Here is a 20,807-nt window from a genome sequence, read left to right on the forward strand (position 1 = left end):
CACGTCGATAGGCCGGGGGTGCAAGCGCGGCGACGCGTTGAGCCGACCGGTACTAATCGCCCGATTGGCTTGATCGCTCTCGTGATCCGTGTCCGCGAGGCACGGTTGCAGAAAGACCCGCAGCGCCAGACGCTGCATGCTTGCCGAACTGAGCACTCGCCGTCGCAGCACCCTGCGACGCCCAGTGCCAAACAAGTTGCGATGCGCCGGTCTGGTGGCCTGAGCGGCGTGCCCAGAACCCGATCCCATCTCGAACTCGGCCGTTAAACACGCCAGCGCCCATGGTACTGTGTCTCAAGACACGGGAGAGTCGGTCGCCGCCAGACCTGCCCATCGCAATCATCCTTCCCTCGACACGAACACCGATCCGGCCCCCGGACACGGCGCACGCTCACACAGAGCCCGCGTCGACCCGGACCAGCCGTACAGACTTGGCGCGGGGTGGAGCAGCCCGGTAGCTCGTCAGGCTCATAACCTGAAGGTCACAGGTTCAAATCCTGTCCCCGCAACCAAATCCGACAGACAGAACCCGCCGCGCTCAACAGCGCGGCGGGTTCTGCGTTTGTCCGGCCACGGACGGAGCTCGAACGCCCAAGCGAGTTCGCGATCAGGTTGCGCCACTGGCGCACCGTCGGTCCGCTTCCAGACCCTCCGTCGCTCACCGCCGAGGTGCGGTCGCCACAAAGCGTCGTTGAGGTTGTCCTATCGGCTTTGAGGTATCAGCCAGCGACGCTCTGCGAATGCACAATCGATGGGCAGAAACGGCCTCGTAAGCTCTATAGCCGGCACCGCATCGCACCTTCGGCTGTAGAGTGCAGGCCGCGTCAGGTCGCAGGGATAAATCGGCAATATCGATTGCGCACAAGCGAGACCCTGACAGGCATTACTCCTTGAGGTTGAGCGATCAAGATCGCTCTTATTACGCTATTTGGGATCGTATACCCCAGTTCCGAATTTAAGACTTGACGCTTCTTGCGAATGCGATTGTATCAGGCGTCCGAATCGCGACGCAGTGCTTGCGTTCTGGCGAGTTTCGTCATCACGAGAAGGCAACGCACGAGACATGGCCCAGTCGAACGGCGGCTCTCTCCGCCTCGTCACGCTCGCCTCCGAGATCGTCTCGGCCTATGTGAGCCACAATCACGTGCAGAGCGCGGATCTGCCCGGCCTCCTCAACGAGGTGCACGCGGCGATTCGGGGGGTCTGCGACGCCGGCCAGAGCCCGCCGATCGCCAAGGCGACCGCGCAGGAGATCCGGCGCTCCATCAATCCGGACTTCCTGATCTCGTTCGAGGACGGGAAGCCCTACAAGACGCTGCGCCGGCACCTCACCCTGCGCGGCCTGACGCCGGAGGCCTACCGCGCCAAGTGGGGCCTCGCCTCGGACTACCCGATGACGGCCCAGAGCTATTCCGAGCAGCGCTCGCAGCTCGCCCGCTCCCTGGGCCTCGGGCAGCCGCGCGCCGCGGCGCCGGAACCCGAAGCCGAGCCCGCGCCGCAGCCCGCCGGGAAGCGGCGGGCGCGCAGCAAGGAAGCCGTCTGACGGCGACACGTCCCGCCTGCGGCGAAGGTGTCGTCGACCTGCCGCAATCGGCCTCGATAGCGTGGGGCCGCACGGTGCGCCTGCCTTGTCTCGGCCTGGACGGCGCGCCCGCCCAGACGCCGGAGCCCTGCATGCTGACCCGCCTCACCCTGCCCGCCCTCGTCGCAGCCCTGCTGGCCGCCAGCCCGGCCGCGGCGCAGATGGCGCGGACGGAGACCCGGGAGCCCGCGAAGGACGGCACCGCGAAGGTCGTGCCGCTGAGCAAGGCCGACGTGCAGCTCTCCTTCGCCCCCGTGGTGAAGCGGGCCGCGCCCTCGGTGGTGAACGTCTACGCCTCCCACGTGGACAAGCGCTCCAGCGCGCGCACCAGCGCCATGGAGGAGTTCATGCGCCGCTTCTTCGGCGAGCCGGAGGGCGGCCGCGGCCCCCGGGGTGACCGGGCGCAGCGCTCCCTGGGCTCGGGCGTGCTGGTCGATGCCGACGGGCTCGTGATCACCAACAACCACGTCATCGACAACATGAACGAGGTGCGGATCGCCCTGGCGGATCGCCGCGAGTTCGAGGCCACGATCGTGATGCGCGACACCCGCACCGACCTCGCGGTGCTCAAGATCAAGGAGCCGCCGAAGGGCCTCGTGCCGATGCCGTTCGGCGATGCCGACGCCCTGGAGGTCGGCGACTTCGTGATGGCGATCGGCAACCCGTTCGGCGTCGGCCAGACGGTGACGCAGGGCATCGTCTCGGCCCTGGCGCGCACGCAGGTCGGCTCGGCGGACTATCAGTACTTCATCCAGACCGACGCGGCGATCAACCCGGGCAATTCCGGCGGCGCGCTGGTGGACCTGCGCGGCCAGCTCGTCGGCATCAACACCGCGATCTACTCGCAATCGGGCGGCAGCCACGGCATCGGCTTCGCGATCCCGGTGGGCATGGTCAAGGCGGTGGTCGACGCCGCCCGCGACGGGGCGAGCGTGGTGCGCCGGCCCTGGCTCGGGGCGCGGATCCAGAGCGTGACCCCCGACATCGCCGACAGCATGGGTCTCGACCACCCGACCGGCGTGCTGGTGGCGAGCCTCCAGCCCAAGAGCCCGGCCGAGGAGGCGGGCCTGAAGCGCGGCGACCTGATCCTCACGGTCGACGGCCAGGAGGTGGCCGACCCGGAGGCTTTCGGCTACCGCTTCGCCCTGAAGGGCGTGCAGGGCCACGCCCGGTTCGGGATCCTGCGCGGCACGGCCCGGCAGACGGTCTCGGTCAAGCTCGCCCCGGCTCCCGAGACGCGCCCGCGGGACGTGCTCAAGGTGAAGACCCGCTCGCCGTTCGTCGGCGCGACCCTCGTCAACACCTCGCCGGCGGTGGCCGAGGAGATGCAGGTGGACTTCCCGGCCGAGGGCGTGGCCGTGCAGGCGGTGGACGAGAACTCCATCGCGGCCCGGGTCGGGCTGCAGAAGGGCGACGTGATCGTGGCGGTCAACGGCGTGCCGATGTCGACCACCAAGGATCTCGACCGGGTCACCCGCAACAGCCTCAATTCGTGGGAGGTCGCGATCAACCGCAACGGCGAGATCCTGACCTCGGTGTTCGGCGGCTGATCCCGTCCGGGGGCGCCAGGTCCGTGGCCGTGGGCAAGCCCCGGCTCCCGGCTTGCGCCCCCGGCCGCGCCCGGTGTTGATGCGCGGATGTCCGACCTGTTCGCCTCCGCGGAACCGCCTCCCGCGCCGGATCCCGGCCGCGCCCCCGGTGCCGAGGCCGCCCGCCCGCTGGCGGACCGGCTGCGCCCGCAGACCCTCGCCGAGGTCGTCGGCCAGGAACACCTGACCGGGGAGGGCGGGGCGCTCACGCGCCTGCTGCGGGGACGGACGCTCGGCTCGCTGATCTTCTGGGGACCGCCCGGCACCGGCAAGACCACGGTGGCGCGGCTGCTCGCCCAGGGCACGGACCTGCATTTCGAGCAGATCTCGGCGATCTTCTCCGGCGTGCCCGACCTGCGGAAGGTGTTCGAGGCCGCCCGCAAGCGCCGGGCGACCGGGCAGGGGACCCTGCTGTTCGTCGACGAGATCCACCGGTTCAACCGGGCGCAGCTCGACGCCTTCCTGCCGGTGATGGAGGACGGGACCGTCACGCTGGTGGGCGCGACGACGGAGAATCCGTCCTTCGAGCTCAACGCCGCGCTCCTGTCCCGCGCCCGGGTGCTGCTGTTCCGGGCGCTCGACCCGGGCGCCGTCGCGCGGCTCCTGGTCCGGGCCGAGGCGCTGACGGGCCAGGCCCTGCCGCTCACCGAGGAGGCCCGGGGCGTGCTGGTCCGCATGGCCGACGGGGACGGTCGGGCGGCCCTGACGCTGGCGGAGGAGGTCTGGCGCTCGGCCCGACCCGGCGAGACCCTCGACGCCGAGGCGCTTCAAGAGATCGTGCAGCGGCGCGCGCCGATCTACGACAAGGCGCAGGAGGGCCACTACAACCTGATCTCGGCGCTCCACAAGACCGTCCGCGGCTCGGACCCGGACGCGGCGCTCTACTATCTCTGCCGGATGCTCGATGCCGGCGAGGACCGGCTGTTCATCGCCCGCCGGCTGGTGCGCATGGCGGTGGAGGATATCGGGCTCGCCGACCCGCAGGCGCTGGTGGTGGCCAACGCCGCCAAGGACGCCTTCGACTTCCTCGGCAGCCCCGAGGGCGAGCTGGCCCTCGCCCAGGCGGCGATCTACCTCGCCTGCGCGCCGAAATCGAACGCCGTCTACACCGCCTACAAGGCCGCGACGCGCCTCGCCAAGGAGGCGGGCTCCCTGCCGCCGCCGCGCACCATCCTCAACGCGCCGACCAAGCTGATGAAGCGGATCGGCTACGGCGAGGGCTACCGCTACGACCACGACGAGCCCAACGCCTTCTCGGGCCAGGATTACTGGCCCGACGCGCTGGGGCGCCAGCACCTCTATCAGCCGACCGAACGGGGCTACGAGAACCGCATCGCCGAGCGGCTCGACCGCTGGGAGGCGTTGCGGAAGGAACGGCGCGGGGAGGGGTAGGCGGCCTCACAGATCGAGGGGCGCGTTGTCGATCACCTCCTTCATCACGAAGAAGGTCCGGGTCTGGCGCACCCCCGGCAGGCCGATCAGCGTGGCGCTGTGGAGGCGGTTGAAGTCGGCCATGTCGGAGACCCGGATCTTCAGCATGTAGTCGAAGTCGCCGGCCACGAGGTGACAGTCGAGGAGCGCGGGAATCGCCCGGACGGCCGCCTCGAATTCCGAGAAACTCTCGGGGGTCGAGCGGTCGAGCACGACGCCGACGAAGACCAGGGTGCCGCGTCCGACCCGCATCGGATCGATCAGCGCCCGGACCGCCCGCACGAACCCGTCCGCGAACAGGCGCTGGATCCGGCGATGGCAGGTGGCCGCGCTGGTGCCGACCCGCTCGGCGATCTCGGCATTGGCCATGCGCCCGTCCGCCTGGAGGAGGCGGAGGATCTTCTGGTCGATCCGGTCGAGCCCTGCGGACATGGACGATTCTTTCAGGGTCACAGCTCAATCCGGAATTCTCTGCAGCTGAGGCGCCCAGCAACGCAAGTGGCGGGATGTCTGAGCTGAAAGATCGAGAGCACCTTTCATCGCGGATCGGGTAATTTTCCCCGCGCCTCGAAGACGGAGCCGGGCCTCGCGCCGGGCCGTCCCCGAGGCCTCGCTTCGACGCGTCCGGGCCCGGCGGAGACCGCTCCTGCCCCCGGCCGCGCCCCGAGACCCGGAGAGACCCGATGCTGGACAAATTCGAGCGCTATCCCCTGACCTTCGGCCCGACGCCGATCGAGCCGCTCAAGCGCCTGACCGCGCATCTCGGCGGGGAGGTCGAACTCTACGCCAAGCGCGAGGATTGCAATTCCGGCCTCGCCTACGGCGGCAACAAGCTGCGCAAGCTCGAGTACATCGTGCCGGACGCCATCGCGAGCGGCGCCGACACGCTGGTGTCGATCGGCGGCGTGCAGTCGAACCACACCCGCATGGTCGCGGCGGTCGCCGCCAAGATCGGGATGAAGTGCCGGCTGATCCAGGAGGCCTGGGTGCCGCACGAGGACGCGGTCTACGACCGGGTCGGCAACATCCTCCTGTCGCGGATCATGGGCGCGCAGACGCAGCTCGTCGATGACGGGTTCGACATCGGCATCCGCGATTCGTGGAAGCGGGCGCTCGCCGAGGTCGAGGCCGAGGGCGGCAAGCCCTACGCGATCCCGGCCGGCGCCTCCGTGCACAAGTACGGCGGGCTCGGCTACGTCGGCTTCGCGGAGGAGGTCCGCAAGCAGGAGGCCGAGATGGGCCTGCGCTTCGACTACGTGGTGGTCTGCACGGTGACGGGCTCGACCCATGCCGGCATGCTGGTGGGCTTCTCGGCCGACGGGCGCGCCCGCAACGTCATCGGCATCGACGCCTCCTGCACCCCGACCCAGACCAAGGCCCAGGTCCTCGACATCGCCCAGAACACCGCCGCCCTGGTCGGCGCGGGCGACATCGTGGCCGACGACGTGGTGCTCAACGAGGATTACGCCTACCCGGTCTACGGCGTGCCCTCCAAGGAGACCGTGGAGGCGATCCGGCTCTCGGCCCGGCTCGAGGGGATGATCACCGACCCGGTCTACGAGGGGAAGTCGATGCAGGGTATGATCGACCTCGTGAAGAAGGGCTTCTTCCCGAAGGGCTCGAAGGTGCTCTACGCCCATCTCGGCGGCGCGCCGGCGCTGAACGGCTACAGCTACACGTTCCGCAACGGCTGAGGCCTTCGGCGGCGCCGTCCTTGCGAGCGGAGCGAAGCAATCCAGCAGCGCCACGCTTCCTGACGTGGCGCGACCCTGGGTCACTTCGCTGCGCTCGTGATGACGGAGAGGGGCACCTCAACCGAACCGTTCCAGCGAAACCGAGTGAGGCGGATCGGCCCGATCCCTCACCGCCCTTCGCCCCTCTCATCCTGCGGTGCTGTGCAGCGGGCTCGGAGGGGCTCCGGAAGTCTCGCGAGCCCTCGGAGGCTCCTTCGCGGCGGCTTCGCCGCCCCTCGGGATACGGTGATCGGACGGGTCCAGCGACTCCAGCGCGCGGTCCCCTATATGACGGCGCGGGACCCGCACCGGAGAGGGCAGGGATGATCGCACCGGCACGCGCGCTGCTCCTCACGGCCCTGCTCGCCCTGGGCGCGCCCGCCGCGCGCTCCGCCTCGGGACCGGCCGTCGAGGCCGAGAACGGGATGGTGGTCTCGTCCCAGCGCCTCGCCTCGCAGGTGGGCGCCGACATCCTGAGGGCCGGCGGCAACGCCGTCGACGCCGCGGTGGCAGTCGCTTACGCCGAGGCGGTGGTGAACCCCTGCTGCGGCAACATCGGCGGCGGCGGTTTCCTGGTGCTCCACAGCGCCGACGGGCGCAGCCGCTTCATCAATTTCCGCGAGACCGCCCCGGCGGCCGCCACCCGGGACATGTATCTCGACGCTGCCGGCAACGTCGTGAAGGGCGCGAGCCTGCGCGGCTGGAAGGCGGCCGGCGTGCCCGGGACGGTGCTCGGCCTCAACACCGCCCTCGCCGCGTACGGGACCCTGCCGCTGGCGCGGGTGATGGCGCCGGCGATCGCGCTCGCCCGGGACGGGTTCGTGCTGACCCGGGGCGACACCGACATCCTCGAATCCGGCACGAAGCTGTTCGCGGGCCAGACGAACGTCGCCCGGATCTTCCTGCGCCCGGACGGCAGCCCCTGGCGGCCCGGGGACCGGCTGGTCCAGGCCGACCTCGCCCGCACCCTCCAGGCCATCGCGGAGCGCGGTGCGGACGCGTTCTACAGGGGCGCGATCCCGGCAGCCGTGGAGGCGGCCTCCCGGGCGGGCGGCGGCCTGCTGACGGCCTCCGACTTCGCCGCCTACACGGTGACGCAGTCCGAGCCGCTCACCTGCCGCTACCGGGGCGCCACGATCCTGTCGGCGCCACCGCCCTCGTCCGGCGGCACCACGCTCTGCGAGATCCTCAGCATCCTCGACGGCTACGACCTGCGGGCCGCCGGGTTCAACTCGGCCCGGACCGTACACCTGATGGTCGAGGCGATGCGGCGCGCCTACGCGGACCGCAACCTGCTGCTCGGCGACCCGGCCTTCGTGGAGAACCCGGTCGACCGGCTGGTGTCGCCGGCCTACGCGGAGACGCTCCGGGCCTCGATCCGCCCGGACCGGGCGACCCCATCTGCGGAGATCCGCCCGGATCCGGGACCGGAGGCGCGGGAACGGCCCGAGACCACACACATCTCGGTGATGGACAAGGCCGGCAACGCGGTCGCGCTGACCTACACGATCAACGGCTATTTCGGCGCCGGGGTGATCGCCGGCGACACGGGGTTCTTCCTCAACGACGAGATGGACGATTTCACGGTCAAGACCGGGGTGCCGAACCTGTTCGGCCTCGTGCAGGGGACCAGGAACGCGATCCAGCCGGGCAAGCGCCCGCTCTCGTCCATGGCGCCCACGATCGTGCTGCGCGACGGCAAGGTCGCGCTGGTGGCGGGCTCGCCGGGGGGCTCGCGGATCATCACGATCAACGCGCAGACGCTGATCAACGTGCTCGATTTCGGCATGGAGCCGCAGGAGGCGGTGGACGCCCCGCGCATCCATCACCAGTGGCTGCCCGACACGGTCTACGCCGAGCCCTTCGCGCTCTCGGCGGACACCCAGGCCATCCTCAAGGGCATGGGCCACACGATCGTCGAGCAGAGGCCCTGGGGGGCGCAGGAGCTCATCGCGGTCCGGGCCGCGGCGCTCGCCCTGCCGGAGGCCGCGTCGTCGGGCAATGACGCCTCGCGCACGGAGCGGATGCGGCCGGGCCTGCTCTACGGCGCCAACGACAACCGCCGGCCGGCCGGCGCGGCGGTTGGGGAGTAGGGGAGGTTTCCGGACGCTGCGCGGCACCGCGCGGGCTCGGGTCCCGGATCAGCCTCCGCGGCGTCCCGGGCGTCGGGGGCAGGGAGGCGCACGGCCCGCCGCGGCGTCGAACGCGGGCGCCGCTCAGCCCTCTCCCGCCTCCCGCGCCACCGCGCGGAACCCGATGTCGCGCCGGCAGAAACCCTCCGGCCAGTCGATCCGGGCCACCGCCGCGTAGGCGCGGGCCTTGGCGTCCGTGACGCTGTCGCCGAGGGCCGTCACCGCCAGGACCCGGCCGCCATCGGCGAGCAGCTGCCCGTCCTCGGCGCGGGTGCCGGCCTGAAACACGTGAACCCCGTCGCCCTCGGCGGCGTCGACGCCCCGGATCACCGAGCCCCGGACCACGGCGCCCGGATAGCCGGCCGCCGCCATCACCACGGTGAGGGCCGCCCGGTGCGGATCGAATTCCAGGCTCACGCCGGAGAGGTCGCCCTCGCAGGCCGAGAGCAGGGCCGGCACGAGGTCGGAGGCGAGGCGCGGCATCAGCACCTGCGCCTCCGGGTCGCCGAAGCGGGTGTTGTACTCGATCAGCTTGGGGCCGTCGGCGGTGAGCATCAGGCCGGCGTACAGGATGCCGGTGAACGGGCAGCCGCGGGCCCGCATGCCGGCAAGCGTCGGCGCGATGATCTCGGCCATGACCCGGGCCTCGATCTCCGGGGTGACCACCCGGGCCGGGGAATAGGCGCCCATGCCGCCGGTATTGGGCCCCCGGTCCCCGTCGAAGACCCGCTTATGGTCCTGGGCGGTGCCGAGGGAGATCGCCCGCGTGCCGTCGCACAGGGCGAAGAAACTCGCCTCCTCGCCGAACAGGCACTCCTCGACCACGACCTCGGCGCCGGGCTCGGCGAAGAGGCCGGTCAGCGCGTCCTCGGCCTGGTCGACCGTCTCGGCCACGGTGACGCCCTTGCCGGCAGCGAGGCCGTCGGCCTTCACGACGATCGGGGCGCCCTGCTGGCGGACATAGGCCAGCGCCGGCTCCAGGTCGGAGAAGCGCGCGAAGGCGGCGGTCGGGATGTTGCAGGCGGCGCAGAGATCCTTGGTGAAACCCTTCGAGCCCTCGAGCCGGGCGGCGTCGCGGGTCGGCCCGAAGGCGCGGATCCCGGCGGCCTTCAGGTCGTCCACCAGGCCGGCGACGAGGGGCGCCTCGGGCCCGACCACCACGAGGCCGATCGCCTCCGCCGCGCAGAAGGCGGCGACGGCCGCGTGGTCCGTGACCTTGAGGTCCGGCCGGTTGGTCCCGTGGCGGGCCGTGCCGGGATTGCCCGGCGCCGTGAACAGGCGGGTGCAGAGCGGGCTCTGGGCCAGTCGCCAAGCCAGGGCGTGCTCGCGGCCGCCGGAGCCGATCAGCAGGATATTCATGCGCACGCCACCATGGGCCCAGCTTCTGGGGGAAGCGTGCCCGCGGGAAAAGGTTTTTTTCGGGCTTTCCCCGCTCTGCGCGGATATCCCGGCGGCGCGGAGGCCGATGTCAGCAGCCGGTGCAGACGCTCGTGTTGAGGCCGCCGCCCCGCCGCACGATCCCGTTGCGACCGATATGGCGGCCCCGGTACACATCCCCGCGGACGCCCCGATAGGGCAGGTAGGGCCCGAAGGAATCGGCCTGGACGTTGCGCTGGAACGTCTGGTTCAGCGTGTTGAAGTCCGAGACCCGCTGCTGGTTGAGCGACCGGATCTGGCCCTGCAGGGCGAATGAGGCGTTGGCGGCATTCGGGTCGTTCTGCTGCACCTGCGCCGAGGCGGAGCCCGCCGGGAGGGCGAGCGCCAGGGCGAGGAGCGCGCGGGACGCGGCACGCATGGGTCCCTCCGTGCGAGAGTCGAGCGGGTTTCGGAAACGCTTGTGCGGGTCGACGCGCCAGGATCGGTCCGGGTTCCCGGGCGCGTCAACCCGGCACAACGGGGGACTTTGTCTCCGGCAGGGCCTCAAGGCGCTCGGGATCCAGCCCGGTATGGGCCTGAACCAGGGGGTGCGGGGTCAGGGCCAGCCACTGCGTCAGGGAGATGTCGGCGTAGCGCGGGCTCTTGAACATCTCCAGGAATGTCAGGGTCGTGTCGCCGGTATTCTCGATGTAGTGCCCCATGGCGAAGGGCACGTAGCCGACGTCGCCGGCCCGGTAGTCGAAGGTGCGGGCCTTCGATTCCGAGCCGAACACCGTCATCCGGCCCTGGCCGGAGAGGTAGTACTGCCACTCGTCGCTGTTCGGGTGCCAGTGCAGCTCGCGCAGCCCCCCGGGCTCGACCTCGACCAGGGCCGCCGCGATCGTCACGGAAGCCGGGAACACCGTGGAATCGGTGATGCGCACGCTGCCGCCCCGGGTGCGGACCGGCTCCTGTGCCAGCATACGGTGGCTGAAGGTCTTCGGCACCGGCCCGGAGCCGCCCATCCGGTCGGCCGCGAGCGGGCCGGGTTTCGGGCCGGGGAAGATGTAGAGCTCCTTCTCGGGGATCCTGGCGAAGGCGCTCTCGGGCAGGCCGAAATTCTTGGCGAGCACGTCCCGGGGCGTGTGGGCCAGCCAGTCGGTGAGCAGGAAGGTGGAATCTTCCGAGAAACCGCCGTCGTCGAAGACGAGCAGGAACTCGCACCCGTCGATCCCGTCGGCGGCGAGTCCCTGGATGGAGTGCGGGATGCCGCCCGGGAAGTACCAGAGGTCGCCCGCGCCGACATCGTCCGCGAAGGTGCGCCCGTCCTGGTCGACCGCGGTGATCCGGGCCTTGCCCTTGATCATGTAGGCCCACTCGGATTCCTTGTGCCAGTGCATCTCGCGGACCGCGCCGGCCTTGAGCCGCATGTTGACCCCGGCCATGGCCTTGGAGACCGGCAGCTCGCGGATCGTGGTCTGGCGCGCCCAGCCGCCCTCCTCCAGCCGCATGTGGCTGTCCGCGAAGGACCACTTCAGGTTCGGCATGGTGCCGTGGTCGGTGGCGGGCGGCGCCAGGGTGAACGGCTCCTCGGCGGCGCGGGGCCGGTTCTGCGGGCCCAGGATGTCGGCGCCTTTGCCGCCGCGCTCGGGGAGGCGCGGGGCCGGCCCGGCGGATTGCGCCGCGGCGGAGGACGCGGCCATCGCGCCGCCGGCGGCTGCGATGACGGCGCGCCTGGAGATCTCGGTCATCGTGGATGGGTCCCTGAGTCCGTGGCAGGGAAACCGGTCGCGTGCTCGGAGGATCCGCGGGCGGGCCGTGCTGTGCGCTGCGGCATCTCGCCCGGAGCCCGCGCGCGGTCTATGCATTGAAGACGGCGCATTGAATACGGCGGCGCACGCGTCCCGGCCGGGCGCCGAGGCGGCGGTTCAGGCGCGGCGCGACCCGAGGGCGAGGATGGCGGACCGAGACAGTTCAGCCACGGACGGAACCGTCCCGCCCGCCCGCGGCGGCCGCCGGTGGCTCGCCCTGCTGGCGCTGGCGGGCCTCGGCGTCCTCGGATACCGCCTGTGGCCGGACGCGTCGCGCGCAGCGAGTCCGCCGGCCGCCGAGGCGAAGCCGCCGACCGTGCGGGTCGCCGCCGCGGCCCGGGCCTCCGACACCCTGAGCCTGACCCAGACGGGCACCACCCAGGCGTTCGACATCGCGAACCTCTACCCGCGGGCGACCGGCTACATCGTCGAGCGCAAGGTCGATATCGGCTCGCACGTGAAGGCGGGCGACCTGCTGTTCCGGATCAGCGCGCCCGACCTCGACCAGCAGCTGGTCCAGGCCCAGTCGCAGGTGCTGCAGCTCCAGGCGGCGCTGATCCAGGCGCGGGCGATGGTGGACCAGGCCGAGGCCAACCGCCACCTCGCCGACGTGACCAACCGGCGGACCTCGACGCTGGCCGGCACCGGGGTCGAGACCCGGCAGAACGCCGACACCTCCCAGGCCGGGGTGCTGGCGCAGACCGCCAACGTCGACGCCGCCAGGGCCGCCGTGAAAGTCGCGGAGGCCAACATCGCCGCCCAGGAGGCGCAGGTCGCCCGGCTCAAGGTCCTGACCGGCTTCGAGGAGATCCGCGCGCCCTTCGACGGGGTGGTGACGGCCCGCAACAACGACGTCGGCGACGCGGTCACGGCGGACACGAATACGGGGGCGCCGCTCCTCACGCTGAACCGGGACGACGTACTGCGCATGGCGGTGAACGTGCCGCTCTACGCCGCCGACGGCGTCCGCGACGGGCTGGCCGCCTCGGTCGAGGTGGCGCAGATCCCGGGCCGGATCTTCCCCGGCACGGTCTCGCGCTCGTCGACGACGCTGCTCTCGGCCGCGCGCACGCTGGTCACGCAGGTCGACATCCCCAACCCCGACGGGGCGCTGCGGCCGGGACTCTACATCACGATCACGCTGGAGATCCCGCGGGTCTCGCCCGCCGTGACAGTGCCGAACGACGCGCTGATCTTCGACCAGCACGGGACCCGCGTGGCCGTGGTCGAGGCGGCCGGGGACGGGGGGGGCGTGGTGCGGATGCGCCCCGTCACGATCTTCCGCCAGACCCGCACGCTCCTGGAGCTGCGCGACGGTCTGAACGGCGGCGAGCGCGTCGTCGTGGGCCCGCCGGCCTCGCTGCGCGACGGCGACAGGGTCACTCTGCGTCCGGAGGACCGGGCCGGGGCGTGAGCGGCGGCGCCCGGCAGCCTTGTCCAGCCTTGGGACAGCTACGGCGGCAATAAGCCGTCGGGCATGCGGCGGCGCCGTGGGGGCTCAGCTTCCGGCGCCGCCGTGACCGGCCGGCTCAGGAAGCGGATACCACCGCCGTGGCACTCGGAACGATAGCGCTGTCGATCGCGCTGCTCGGGCTCGCCCTCGCGAGCTTCGGTCTGACACTGGCCCTCGCGGGCGGGTCCTGGTTCTACGTGGCCCTGGGCTTGGGCGTGCTGGTCTCCGGCGTCGAGCTGGTCCGGCGACGCCAGAACGGCCTCCGGATCTACGCCCTGGTGCTGGCGGCGGCCTTCGTGTGGACGCTCGGCGAGGTCGGGCTCGACAAGTGGCAATGGATCCCGCGCGGGGGCCTGCTCCTCCTCGTCGGGCTCGTGCTCTGCCTGCCCTCCGTGGTGCGGCGCCTGCGCGACGCGCCCGAACGGCCCTGGACGCCCGGTCTCGGGAACGGTCCGCTCTCCCTCCGGGTCGTCGTCCTGCTGATCGCGGCCTCGGGCGCCGCGTCCTGGTTCGTCGACCCGGTCGAGACGCGGGGCAGCCTGTCGAAGGTCGCGGGGGCGGGGCCGGCCGCCGTCGATCCGAGCGGCGTTCCCTTTCCGGCCGACGACTGGGTCGCCTATGGCGGCACCAATCTCGGCCAGCGCTACTCGGCGCTGGCGGATATCGGCACCGCCAATGTCCGGGGCCTCGCCGTGGCCTGGGAGCACCATACCGGCGACCTGCGCGGCGACAGCCGGGCGGATCCGAAGGAATTCACCTTCGAGGCCACGCCGATCAAGGTGAACGGGCTGCTCTACCTCTGCACGCCGCACAACATCGTCCAGGCCCTGGAGCCCGAGACCGGCCGGCTGGTCTGGGCCTTCGACCCGAAGATGGCGCGGGACGGCCAGTACCAGCACCAGACCTGCCGCGGCGTGTCCTACAACGACTCGGCCGGCTACGCGCCGCCCGCCGAGACCGACGCCGACCGGGCCGCCGCCGTCGCGGCCGCGGTCGCCGAGTGCCCGCGCCGGATCATCGCGGCCTCGGTCGACGCCCGCCTCTACGCGCTGAACGCCGAGACCGGCGCCCCGTGCAGGACCTTCGGGGCGGACGGGTTCGTCGACCTGAAGGCGCAGATGCCGAACCTCCGGCGCGCCGCCTATCAGCAGACCTCGGCGCCGCTGGTGACCCGGAACCTCATCGTCCTCGGCAGCGCGATCGCCGACAACTACTACGCGGACAACCCCTCGGGCGTGATCCGCGCCTTCGACGTGCGCACCGGCGCGATCGTCTGGAAGTTCGACGCCGGCAAGCCCGACGCGACCGCGCCGCTGCGGCCCGGCGAGTCGTACGAGCCCAACTCGGCGGTGGCCTGGACGCAGTTCTCGGCCGACGAGGCGCTGGGGCTCGTCTACGTGCCGTTCGGCAACCGGGCGCCCGATCAGGTGGGCGTGGCCCGGTCGAAGGCGGACGAGGCCCTCATCGACGCCCTGGCGGCGCTGGATCTGGAGACGGGCGCGCTGCGCTGGGCGTTCCGGACCGCGTATCACGACCTGTGGGACCGCGATAACCCGTCCCAGCCGGTCCTCCTCACCCTGCCGCGGGGCGAGGGGACGGTGCCGGCGATCTTGATCCCCACCAAGGTCGGCAACGTCTGGGTCCTCGACCGCCGCACCGGCGCCCCGGTCCGGCCGGTCTCCGAGATTCCGGTCTCGACCCGGACCGACATCCCGGGGGAGACGCCGTCCCCGGTCCAGCCGATGTCGTCCCTCCGCTTCACGCCGGCGCCGCTGACGGAGGCCGGCATGTGGGGCGTCACACCCTTCGACCAGATCCAGTGCCGCCTCGCCTTCCGGTCGAATCGCTACGACGGCAACCCGTTCACGCCGCCCCAGACGTCGGAGGGCGCGATCATCTGGCCCGGCAATATCGGGGTGTTCAACTGGGGTTCGGTGGCGGTCGATCCGGTCCATCACTGGATGATCGCGACGCCGCAATACCTGCCCTACATCTACCGCCTGCTCCCGCGCCCCCCGGGCGAGCCGGAGAGGCGCCTCGTCGGCGCCGATCCCGAGGCGAGCCCGGTCAACGAGAATCTCGGCGGCCCCTACGCGGTCGCGATCGCGCACATGCGCTCCGCCCTCGGCATCCCGTGCAGCGCGCCGCCCTGGGGCGTGCGCGTCGGCGTGAATCTCGCCGACGGCACCGTCGCCTGGAAGCGCCGCAACGGCACGGTCGCGGGGCAGAAGGTCGGCGGCCTGGCGGTCCCGCTTCCCCTGGAGATGGGCATGCTGGCCCACGGCGGCACCCTGACCACGGCGGGCGGCGTCGCGTTCACGGCCGCCACGCTCGATGACCGCATCCGCGGCTACGACATGCAGACCGGCGAGGTCCTGTGGACCACGACGTTGCCGGCCAGCGGCCAAGCCACACCGATGACCTATCGCGGCCGGGACGGCCGGCAGTACGTGGTGATCGCGGCGGGCGGGCACGGCGCCCTCGGCACCACGCCGGGGGACTCGGTCATCGCCTTCAGGCTCGAGTGAGCCGTGGCGCCCCGCCCGCCGGAGCGGGCGAGGCGGCTTCGGCGAGGCCCCGGCCTTCCGGCCAGGGCAGGGCAGGGCAGGGCAGGGCGTTCTAGGCCGCGAGCCGGGCCCGCGCGTCGGTGCGGGCGAGGCGGCCCAGCAGGTACTCGACCTCGGCCTTCGCCTGCGCGGTCAGCGCCTGCGACGGCTTGCGCTGCGTGTCGGACGCGAAGATCCCCCGGCGCATGAACACGTATTTGCGGACCGCGAGCCCCAGCGGGCCCTGCTGCTGCTCGTAGCGGAGATAGGGGAGGTGGGCGTCGAACAGGTCGTGGGCGGCGTCGCGCTCGCCGGCCCGGCCGAGGCGGACCACGTCGACCAGCATCTCCGGGAAGGCGTAGCCGGTATTGGCCCCGTCGGCGCCGCGCTCGGTCTCGAAATCGAGGAACAGACCGCCGTTGCCGACCAGGATCGAGATGTGGCGCATCGAGCCGTCCGCCTCGAAGCCGCGCAGCGTCGAGATCTTCTCCAGTCCCGGCCAGTCCTCGTGCTTGAGCATCACGCAGGAGGGGTTCTCCGACACGATCCGGCGGATCACGCCGGGGGTCATCTGGACCGAGAAGGTGAGGGGATAGTCCTGAAGCACGAAGGGCACGTCCGGGCCCACGGCCTCGGCGGCATTCCGAAAATAGCCGACCACCTGATCGTCGGTGCGGAGCGTGTTGGGCGGCGCGATCATCACCCCGGCCGCGCCCAGCTCCATCACCTCCCGGGCGAGCGACCGCATGGCCGCGAAGCCCGGCGCCGTGACCCCGACGATCACCGGCAGCCGTGTGCGCCCGAGAACGCGCCGCGCCACGGCGATTCCCTCCGCGTGGTCGAGCTTGCCGGCCTCGCCGAGCTGGCCGAGGATCGTCAGGCCGTCGACGCCGGCCGCCCCGAAGAAGTCGGTCATCCGGTCGAGGGAGACCTCGTCGATCCGGCCGTCCGGATGGAACGGGGTCGGCGCGATCGGGACGACGCCGCCGATGTCGCTGGTGAGAGGCATGCCGGTCTCCGCGCTGCTGCGGCGGCCGCCGGCCGCCGGGTGGCCTGCCCCATACTAAAAAATCCCGGGCGGCGCGACGCGCCCGGGACCGGTTCCAGGCGCCCGACCCGCCCGATCAGCCCAGCAGCTTGTCGAGGGTGATCGGCATCTCGCGGACCCGCACGCCGGTGGCGTGCCAGACCGCGTTGGCGATGGCCCCCACCGTGCCGGTAATGCCGATCTCGCCGACTCCCTTCACGCCCAGGTTGTTCACCACCGCGTCGTCCTCGTGGACCAGGATCGCCTCCAGGGCGGGCACGTCGGCGTTCACCGGCACGTGGTACTCGGCGAGGTTGTCGTTGAGGAACCGGCCGGTGCGCGGATCCATCTCGGCCCGCTCGTGCAGGGCGAAGGACAGGCCCCAGATCATCCCGCCGTAATACTGGCTCTGGACGAGGCGCGGGTTGATCACCCGGCCCGCCGCGAAGGCGCCGACGAGGCGGCTCACGCGGATCTGGCCGAGATCGGGATCGACCTTCACCTCGGCGAAGACCGCGCCGTGGGCGTGCATGGCGTAGGAGGCCTGCGCGGCCGGGTCGGCGCCGGCCTTGCCCTGGCCCTCGATGCGCGACCGGCCGGCCCGCCGGAGGATGTCGGTGAAGGACTCGCTCCGGCCCGGGTCGTCGCGCCGGGTCAGACGCCCGCCCGCGGCGGTCACGCCGGCATTGCCGGCGCCGTAGAGCGGGGAGGCGGGGTCGTTGGTGGCGAGCTCCGCGAGCTGCCGGATCACGTCGCCGGCCGCCGCGTGGACCGCGCCGCCCGCCGTGGCGGTGTGGCCCGAGCCGCCCGCGATGCCGGCATTCGGCAGGTCTGACGAGCCCATCCGGAAGGTGAGGGCGTCAATCCCGATCCCGAGCCCGTCGGCGGCGATCTGGGCGAGCGCCGTCCACGAGCCCTGGCCCATGTCGATCGCCCCGAGCTCCACCGTGCCGGTGCCGTCGGCGCGGATCTCGGCCCGGGCCATCCCCTCGAAGATCAGCGCCGGGAAGGTGGCGGTGCCCATGCCGGTGCCGACCAGGAACCCGTCCCGGTCGCGGGTCTGGCGGGGCTGCAGCGGGCGACCGGCCCAGCCGAAGGCCTCGGCGCCGCGCCGGTAGCAGTCCCGCAGGGCCTTCGAGGAGAACGGCTTGCCGGTGATCGGCTCGACCTCGGCGTAGTTGGCGAGCCGGAACTCCAGCGGGTCCATGCCGAGCTCGTGGGCCATCTCGTCCAGCGCGCTCTCCAGGGCGACGCTGCCGGACGCCTCGCCGGGCGCGCGCATGAACAGCGGCGTGCCGGTGTCGAGCCGCACGGCCTCGTGCCGGATGGTGATGGCCGGGCTCGCGTACAGGGTGCTGGTCGCCCGGCCCGCCGGCTCGAAGAAGTCGTCGAAGCTCGACGAGGCGGTCCGGATGTGGTGGTCGAGGGCCGTCAGCTTGCCGGAGGCGTCGGCGCCGAGCCGGAGGGTCTGGCGGGTCGGCCCGCGATGGCCCATCGGGCCGTACATCTGGGTCCGGGTCGGGACGAGCTTCACCGGCCGGCCGACGAGCTTCGCCGCCATGCAGGCGAGCACCTGCGGCCCGGCGGGGACGCCCTTCGAGCCGAAGCCGCCGCCGAGATAGGGGCTCTCGATGTGGATGTCGTCGGGGCCGATGCCGAACAGCCCGGCGAGCCTTGCCTGCGACATGGCGAGCGCCTGGGTCGGCATGAACAGCGTCAGCCGGTCCCCGTCCCAGCTCGCCACCGCCGCGTGGGGCTCCATGGCGTTGTGATACTGGGCCGGCGTCTCGTAGGTGGCGGCGATCGCCTTGGACGCGGCCGCGAGTCCGGCCTCGACGTCGCCGTCCGTCTCGACGGGCGGCGCGCCGACGCCGACCGAATCCGGCGTGAAGGCCTCGCCGGAATCGAGCCCGATCCGGGGCGTCTCGGCCGCGTAGGTCGGGGCGAGCAGCCGGGCGCCCTCGGTGGCCGCCTCCAGGGTCTCGGCGATCACCACGGCGATGGGCTGGTTGGCGTAGCGGACGCGGTCGTTCTGCAGGAGGTCGAGGCGGAACGTGAACGGCCCGTCCTTGGCGTCCGGGTCCTTGGCGAGCGTCGGGGCGTGCCCCGGCCGCATCACCGCGACGACGCCGGGATGCGCCTCCGCGGCGGCCACGTCGAGGCCGGTGACGCGTCCGCGGGCGATCCGGGCGACGCAGAGCGCCGCGTGGAGGGTTCCGGGGGGCAGGTTGTCGGCGGAGAAGCGGGCCTGGCCCGTCACCTTGAGCGGGCCGTCGCGCCGGGTCAGCGGCTGGCCGATGCTGGAGCCGTGCCGGATCGCGCCGGCGGGGAGATTCGGGGCGGGCGTGGAGGTCGCGGTCATGCGGGTCTCCTCAGACGGGTTCCGGTTGGAGGTTCCGGTCAACGCGGCTCCCGCCGTCATCGCGAGCGGAGCGAAGTGACCCAGGGCAGCGCGACATCGCAGGTCGCGGCGCCGACCGGGCTGCTTCGCTCCGCTCGCAGGGACGGCGGTGCCAAACCATCGACCGCGTGTCAGACGATGCCGAACGGGGAGGCGGGGAGGGCCGGGATCCGGGCGGGCGTGCCCGCGGCGGCCTGGGTCAGCGCGCGGATCGCCACCCGGCGGGCGAGCTCGACCTTGAAGGCGTTGGCCTCACCGGTGGGCTTGGCGCCGGCGAGCGCGGCCTCGGCGGCCTTCGCGAAGGCCTCGGGGGAGGGTGCCTGCCCGGCGAGCGCGGCTTCAGCCTCCGCCACCCGCCAGGGCTTGAGCGCCAGCCCGCCCAGGGCGAGCCGGGCCTGGCCGATCCGGCCGCCGGCCTCCAGGGTGAGGGCGGCCGCCGCCGAGACGACCGCGAAGGCGTAGGAGGTGCGGTCGCGGACCTTGAGGTAGCGGGCATTACCCCGGAACGCGGTCGCCTCGGGGGGCAGGCGCAGGGCGGTGATCAGCTCGCCGGGTCGCAGCTCGGTCTCCCGCTCCGGGTGGTCGCCGGGGAGGTGGTGGAACGCGGTGAGCGGCACCTCCCGGGCGCCGTCCGGCCCGGCGATCTCGACCACCGCGTCGAGGGCAGCGAGCGGCACGCAGAAATCGGACGGGTGGGTGGCGATGCAGTGCTCGCTCCAACCCTGGACCGCGTGGATGCGGGTGGCGTGCCCCAGGGCCGCGCAGCCGGAGCCGGGCGCGCGCTTGTTGCAGGGCGAGACCGCGTCGGTGAAGTACTGGCAGCGGGTGCGCTGCATCAGGTTGCCGCCGACCGTGGCGGCGTTGCGCAGCTGCGCCGAGGCGCCGGCCAGCAGGGCCTCGGCCACCATCGGGTAGGCCTTGGCGAAGGCCGGGTCGTGGGCGAGGTCGCTGTTGCGGACCAGGGCCCCGACCCGGGCGGTGCCGTCCGGCAGCCGCTCGATGGCCGAGAGGCCGGGGAGGCGGGTGATGTCGACGACCCGCTCCGGGGTGGCGACACCGCCCTTCATCAGGTCGACGAGGTTGGTGCCGGCGGCGAGGAAGGCGGTGCCCGGCTGCTGGCCGGCCGCCACGGCCTCGGGCACGCTCGCGGGGCGGATGTAGTCGAAGGTCCTCACGCCGCGTCCTCCCGCTGCTCCGAGGTCCGGGCGGCCGCGTCCTGCACGGCGTCCAGGATCCCCGCGTAGGCGCCGCAGCGGCAGAGATTGCCGCTCATGCCCTCGCGGATGCGCTCCGGATCGGTGCCGGCCTGGCCCTCGCGGATCAGGCCGACCGCGCTCATGATCTGGCCCGGCGTGCAGAAGCCGCACTGGAAGCCGTCATGGGCGATGAAGGCCGCCTGGACCGGGTGCAGCCGGTCGCCCTCGGCGAGCCCCTCGATGGTCAGGATCTCGGCGCCGTCGAGGCTCGCGGCGAGGGTCAGGCAGCTGTTGATCCGGCGCCCGTCCACCAGGACCGTGCAGGCGCCGCACTGGCCGCGGTCGCAGCCCTTCTTGGCGCCCGTCAGACCGAGGCGCTCGCGCAGGAGATCGAGGAGGGTGACGCGCGGATCGTCGAGGGCGATCTCGCGCGGCTGCCCGTTCAGGGTGAGCCTGAGGGGAATGGTCATGCGGGGGTCCCGGCTTCCAAGGCTGGAACCGTTACAGATAGCCGCCGCCCCGCTTCCGGCGAGACCTTAAGCAGAAAGTG

At 72.1% G+C, this 20,807-nt stretch carries 15 protein-coding genes, 1 tRNA gene and 2 rRNA genes; 10 read left to right on the forward strand and 8 right to left on the reverse strand.

Annotated features, from left to right (window positions below; translation table 11 throughout):
• From ABIC30_RS12800 to ABIC30_RS12825, 6 genes are all read left to right on the forward strand, one after another.
• A 23S ribosomal RNA gene (locus tag ABIC30_RS12800) occupies positions 1-77 on the forward strand; the annotation flags it as partial.
• A 133-nt stretch (positions 78-210) separates the two neighbouring features.
• Positions 211-326 (forward strand): 5S ribosomal RNA (rrf, locus tag ABIC30_RS12805).
• Between the two features lie 109 nt (positions 327-435).
• Positions 436-512 (forward strand) — tRNA-Met (locus ABIC30_RS12810).
• A gap of 551 nt (positions 513-1,063) precedes the next feature.
• A complete protein-coding gene (locus ABIC30_RS12815) occupies positions 1,064-1,543 on the forward strand; it encodes a Ros/MucR family transcriptional regulator (RefSeq protein ID WP_020095549.1) in 480 nt (159 codons plus the stop codon).
• A 131-nt stretch (positions 1,544-1,674) separates the two neighbouring features.
• Positions 1,675-3,132, forward strand: coding sequence for a Do family serine endopeptidase (locus ABIC30_RS12820; protein ID WP_024830494.1), 1,458 nt, complete (start codon positions 1,675-1,677; stop codon positions 3,130-3,132).
• 87 nt (positions 3,133-3,219) lie between these two features.
• A complete protein-coding gene (locus tag ABIC30_RS12825) occupies positions 3,220-4,563 on the forward strand; it encodes a replication-associated recombination protein A (protein ID WP_354455314.1) in 1,344 nt (447 codons plus the stop codon).
• 6 nt (positions 4,564-4,569) lie between these two features.
• On the opposite strand, the gene ABIC30_RS12830 is transcribed toward ABIC30_RS12825, so the two are convergent.
• Complete coding sequence (locus ABIC30_RS12830) at positions 4,570-5,034, reverse strand: Lrp/AsnC family transcriptional regulator (RefSeq protein WP_041372296.1); 465 nt, start codon at positions 5,032-5,034, stop codon at positions 4,570-4,572.
• Between the two features lie 251 nt (positions 5,035-5,285).
• Here ABIC30_RS12830 and ABIC30_RS12835 point away from each other — a divergent pair, with 251 nt between their 5' ends.
• Complete coding sequence (locus ABIC30_RS12835; protein WP_354455316.1) at positions 5,286-6,296, forward strand: 1-aminocyclopropane-1-carboxylate deaminase; 1,011 nt, start codon at positions 5,286-5,288, stop codon at positions 6,294-6,296.
• 362 nt (positions 6,297-6,658) lie between these two features.
• Positions 6,659-8,428 (forward strand): gamma-glutamyltransferase, encoded by a 1,770-nt coding sequence (gene ggt / locus ABIC30_RS12840; protein WP_354455318.1) that lies wholly within the window; start codon positions 6,659-6,661, stop codon positions 8,426-8,428.
• Between the two features lie 123 nt (positions 8,429-8,551).
• Here ggt and purD read toward each other — a convergent pair whose 3' ends face one another.
• The 3 genes from purD to ABIC30_RS12855 all read right to left on the reverse strand — a co-directional run bounded on the left by purD (position 8,552) and on the right by ABIC30_RS12855 (position 11,574).
• On the reverse strand, positions 8,552-9,826 hold the full coding sequence (gene purD / locus ABIC30_RS12845; protein ID WP_042674068.1) for a phosphoribosylamine--glycine ligase: 1,275 nt from the start codon (positions 9,824-9,826) through the stop codon (positions 8,552-8,554).
• Between the two features lie 109 nt (positions 9,827-9,935).
• Positions 9,936-10,262, reverse strand: a complete 327-nt coding sequence (locus ABIC30_RS12850) for a hypothetical protein (RefSeq protein WP_020095542.1) — start codon at positions 10,260-10,262, stop codon at positions 9,936-9,938.
• A gap of 85 nt (positions 10,263-10,347) precedes the next feature.
• A complete protein-coding gene (locus tag ABIC30_RS12855; protein ID WP_056529912.1) occupies positions 10,348-11,574 on the reverse strand; it encodes an oxalate decarboxylase family bicupin in 1,227 nt (408 codons plus the stop codon).
• A gap of 205 nt (positions 11,575-11,779) precedes the next feature.
• On the opposite strand from ABIC30_RS12855, the gene ABIC30_RS12860 reads away from it, so the two are divergent.
• Positions 11,780-13,048, forward strand: coding sequence for an efflux RND transporter periplasmic adaptor subunit (locus ABIC30_RS12860; RefSeq protein WP_056529915.1), 1,269 nt, complete (start codon positions 11,780-11,782; stop codon positions 13,046-13,048).
• A 137-nt stretch (positions 13,049-13,185) separates the two neighbouring features.
• Positions 13,186-15,615, forward strand: a complete 2,430-nt coding sequence (locus ABIC30_RS12865; protein ID WP_354455322.1) for a membrane-bound PQQ-dependent dehydrogenase, glucose/quinate/shikimate family — start codon at positions 13,186-13,188, stop codon at positions 15,613-15,615.
• A gap of 91 nt (positions 15,616-15,706) precedes the next feature.
• Here the strand turns inward: ABIC30_RS12865 and ABIC30_RS12870 are convergent, their stop codons facing one another.
• The 4 genes from ABIC30_RS12870 to ABIC30_RS12885 form a co-directional block, all read right to left on the reverse strand.
• The gene (locus ABIC30_RS12870; RefSeq protein ID WP_354455324.1) at positions 15,707-16,642 is read right to left on the reverse strand and encodes a dihydrodipicolinate synthase family protein; all 936 of its coding nucleotides are present in this window, start codon (positions 16,640-16,642) and stop codon (positions 15,707-15,709) included.
• A gap of 115 nt (positions 16,643-16,757) precedes the next feature.
• Positions 16,758-19,022, reverse strand: coding sequence for a xanthine dehydrogenase family protein molybdopterin-binding subunit (locus ABIC30_RS12875; protein WP_354455326.1), 2,265 nt, complete (start codon positions 19,020-19,022; stop codon positions 16,758-16,760).
• A 170-nt stretch (positions 19,023-19,192) separates the two neighbouring features.
• Positions 19,193-20,236 (reverse strand): FAD binding domain-containing protein, encoded by a 1,044-nt coding sequence (locus ABIC30_RS12880; protein ID WP_354455328.1) that lies wholly within the window; start codon positions 20,234-20,236, stop codon positions 19,193-19,195.
• Positions 20,233-20,727: a (2Fe-2S)-binding protein gene (locus ABIC30_RS12885; protein ID WP_042673359.1), complete on the reverse strand. Its 495-nt coding sequence runs from the start codon at positions 20,725-20,727 to the stop codon at positions 20,233-20,235. Before ABIC30_RS12885 ends, ABIC30_RS12880 begins: the two co-directional genes overlap by 4 nt.
• Between the last annotated feature and the right edge of the window lie 80 nt (positions 20,728-20,807).

It is taken from the genome of Methylobacterium sp. 1030 (assembly GCF_040544715.1).
In the GTDB taxonomy this organism is placed as follows: domain Bacteria; phylum Pseudomonadota; class Alphaproteobacteria; order Rhizobiales; family Beijerinckiaceae; genus Methylobacterium.